The following is a 3,106-nucleotide window of genomic DNA, read 5'->3' as shown; positions in this document are numbered from 1 at the left end:
CGTTTTTGAAAGATTACGACTGGATTTATACAAAAGAAAATATCGCACCTGCACTGTTGAAGAAGCTTTCACTTCTTCGTGAAAAAATTATTGCTCAGATAAAAATGGCGGTAAAAACCCCTGATGAACAGTCCATAGCACTTGCATTGCTTATCGGAAGTAAAACCGATCTCAGCGATGACCTCCGCCAGTCATTTGCTTCAGCAGGTGCCATGCATGTTTTGGCAGTGAGTGGTCTGCATGTTGGAATTATCTCTCTCGTCTTTGGATTTCTGACTAAGTTTTTGCTAAAACTGAAATATGCAAAACCCTTTTATGTTGTTCTGAATCTTTGCTTTATATGGTGTTATGCAATCCTTACAGGGCTTTCACCCTCAGTGCTTCGTGCGTCTGCCATGTTTAGTTTTGTCATTATTGGCAATAATATCGGCAGGATACCGAATGTATATTCATCATTGTACAATTCTCTCTTTTTCCTGCTTCTGGCAGATCCTTTAATGATAAGTCAGGTTGGTTTTCAGTTGTCTTATATCGCAGTTTTGGGAATTGTTGCTTTTCAGCCAAGAATCTATCAGTTGATTAACCTTAAAAAAATATTTATCCTTGATAAAATCTGGGCACTTACTGCTGTTTCCATTGCCGCTCAGTTAGCAACCTTTCCGCTTGCTTTGCTTTATTTTACCATATTTCCGGTTTATTTCCTTGTCTCTAACCTAATTGTCATTCCAGCTACTACCTTAATAATGTATTCGGGTTTTGCATATTTGCTTTCGGTTACGACAGGACTAAACTGGTTAATGAATGCTCTTTCCTATCTCTTCAATTTTTTCCTGAAAATCCTTAACCATTCAGTTTTATATATTCAAAACCTTCCCAATGGCCTGATTGACGAAATTTATATCAGTCCTTTTATGACCATTATGATTTATATTTTGATTCTTAATGCCTTCTTTTATTTCCTGACACTCAACAGAAAACTTATTTTACTGTTTTTACTCAGTTTCGTCATTTTCTTTTCCGGATTTACTTATTGGAAAATTAAAACTCATATTACAAGGGAAATAATTGTTTATTCCATCCCTCAAAAATCTTTAATCGGCTTTTATGATGAAAAAAAGATAGTTTTCTGGGGCGACAGCGCAATTCTGAATGATTATTCAAACCTGAAATACAATACATTCCGCGACATCTGGAAATATGGACGAAAAGCCTCATCTGTGATTAAAATTCCGTTTGGCACCAATTACAAAGACCATAACCTCATGATTCAAAACCAGTTTTGTTGTTTTGAAGATAAAGTGTTATGCTACTTAAATGAGAAATTGAAATTCAGAAAAGACTCATTGAAAATACTGAAGGTCGATTATCTGATTGTTCATCCGAAAGATAAAAATTATGTTGACAGGATTCAAAAGTATTACAAGCCGACATACATGGTGATTAATCTGAATCCGGAAAAAATAAAGGCAAAAATCATTCATGCAAAAGCAGACGAATCAGGCATTAAATGTTATAACCTTGCAGAAAAAGGGGCATTGCAAATAAAATTTCCTCCAATGATTGATTTTCCTGAAACCAGTAGGAATATATCAGGTAGAATTAGGGAAATTTGCACCACAAAATAATTTTAATAAATGTACAGAACACACACTTGCGGGGAGTTGCGACCCCTTCACATCGGAAAGACGGTTACTTTATGTGGCTGGATTCAAAAATCACGGGATCTGGGTGGTATGACTTTTATCGACTTGCGCGACCGCTATGGCATCACTCAATTGGTTTTTAACATGGAAATCAATGCAGCTCTTTGTGAAAAAGCCAGAAAACTGGGGCGTGAAGATGTGATCAGGGTTGATGGTATTGTAGCCGAAAGAAGTAATAAAAATATTAAGATTCCAACCGGTGAAATTGAAATAATTGTCTCTGATTTTTCTCTTTTAAATAAATCGAAAATCCCGCCTTTTACCATTGAAGATCAGAGCGATGGGGGAGATGAGCTTCGGATGAAATTCCGTTATCTCGATATCAGACGAAACCCGGTCAAAAATAACCTTATCTTGCGCCACAAGATGGCAATGGAAACCCGTAAATACTTGTCAGATATAGGGTTTCTTGAAATTGAAACACCCTACCTGATCAAATCAACCCCTGAGGGAGCAAGAGATTTTGTCGTTCCTTCACGGATGAATAAAGGTCAGTTTTATGCTTTACCTCAGTCTCCGCAAACCTTTAAGCAATTGCTGATGGTGGCAGGAATGGATAAGTATTTTCAGATAGTCCGGTGTTTCAGAGATGAAGACCTGCGTGCTGACAGACAGCCTGAATTTACACAGATTGATTGTGAAATGTCTTTTGTTACACGTGATGATGTGCTTGATACTTTTGAAGGTTTGGCAAAGCATCTGTTTAAAAGTGTTAAAGGGATTGAGATTCAAGACTTTCCGAGAATTTCTTATCAGGATGCCATGCGTTTGTATGGCACCGATAAACCTGACACCCGGTTCGGAATGACATTCACAGAAATTTCCGATCTGGCAAAAGGTCATGGCTTTAAAGTGTTTGATGAAGCCGAAATTGTACTCGGGATAAAGGTGGACAATTGTGCAAATTATTCCCGGAAAGAACTCGACCAACTGACAGATTTTGTAAAAAGACCACAAATTGGGGCAGGCGGCCTTGTTTGGATAAAATACAATGAGGACAATTCGATAAAATCATCAGTTGATAAGTTTTTTACAGAACAGGACTTAAAAATATGGTTGGAACGTTTTGAAGCAAAGCCCGCTGATCTGATTTTAATTTTATCAGGTAAAACCGATTCAACGCGTTTTGCCCTGAGCGAATTAAGGCTTGAAATGGGAAACAGGCTTAATCTGAGAAATCCGGAAAGCTTTTCGCCTCTATGGGTAGTTGACTTTCCATTGCTGGAATGGGATGAAGAAACACAACGTTTTTACGCCATGCATCATCCGTTTACATCTCCGCTTCCTGATGATATCAGCCTGCTTGATACTGAGCCGGGATCCGTAAGGGCAAATGCTTATGATATGGTAATCAATGGGGTGGAAATAGGAGGGGGGTCTATTCGGATTCATAACCGTGATTT

The 3,106-nt window shown here is 38.0% G+C and carries 2 protein-coding genes; both read left to right on the top strand.

What is annotated here, in order from left to right; translation table 11 throughout:
• Positions 1-1,625: ComEC/Rec2 family competence protein (locus tag GX437_03715; protein ID NLJ06760.1), on the top strand; the 1,625-nt coding region annotated here is incomplete at its 5' end.
• Positions 1,626-1,634: 9 nt separating this feature from the next.
• The coding region (aspS, locus tag GX437_03710; GenBank protein ID NLJ06759.1) for an aspartate--tRNA ligase at positions 1,635-3,106 on the top strand (1,472 nt) is incomplete at its 3' end.

The sequence above is a fragment of the Sphingobacteriales bacterium genome (assembly GCA_012517435.1).
Lineage (GTDB): Bacteria > Bacteroidota > Bacteroidia > CAILMK01 > JAAYUY01 > JAAYUY01.
This window is presented reverse-complemented; position numbering and strand designations above follow the sequence as displayed.